Annotated in this window: 1 pseudogene; it reads right to left on the bottom strand. The window is 75.5% G+C overall.

From position 1 onward, the window contains the following. Nucleotides 1-244: 244 nt before the first annotated feature. A pseudogene (locus B7767_RS36715) lies at nucleotides 245-681 on the bottom strand (SWIM zinc finger family protein); the annotation flags it as partial.

Below are 681 nucleotides of genomic sequence, written 5' to 3'. Positions count from 1 at the left end.
GGCCGACGGCGCGTCCGCACCGGGCGCGGAGCCCGCCGGCGTGCGCCGGTCCGTGCCCAGCAGGGCCGTGGTCACCAGCTCCTCCCAGGAATCCGGGAGAGGCGCGTCCACGGCGGTGGTCGTCCTGCTCATGAGCTTCCTTTCCGACGGGTGTCCCGGCACGGTCGAAGACTCACACGCGTCGAGTGTCCAGTGATGTCCGAAAGATTCCTGAGGCGGGCGGGAACGGGGGCGAGCGCGCCGCTCAGCACAGCGGCACCACCTCACCGGGTCCCTCCGGCCATACCGCCAACGGAGTGAATCCCCGGTGGCCGCACTCGCCGAAGACCCTGACCGGGGCGCCGCCCGACAGGGCGACCAGACGCCACAGCCCGGGGTGGGACCGCGCGGCCGGCGTGAGCGGCAGGGCCGCGTCCTCGTCGGCGTCGGCCAGCTGCCAGCCGTCACCGTCCGGAGCCGGTATCACCCGCTCCAGCGTCACCGGGACCGAGTCCAGCCAGGGGTCGTCGCGCAGCGCCTCGCCGTAACGGGCGGCCGCCCGGGCCGTCGTCGTCCCCGGTGGCCGTACGTCCGTCGGCGCGGGCGGCGCGAACCGCTCGCCCAGGGCCATCCGCGGCTGTCCTGCGCCCGGGTACGCGGACAGCTCCGCGTCGAGGGCCAGCCCGACCGGCAGCGCGAGCT

Source organism: Streptomyces sp. 13-12-16, assembly GCF_002114215.1.
GTDB lineage: Bacteria > Actinomycetota > Actinomycetes > Streptomycetales > Streptomycetaceae > Streptomyces.
The sequence above is the reverse complement of the archived record's forward strand: the minus strand, read 5'-3'. Positions and strand labels throughout refer to the sequence as shown.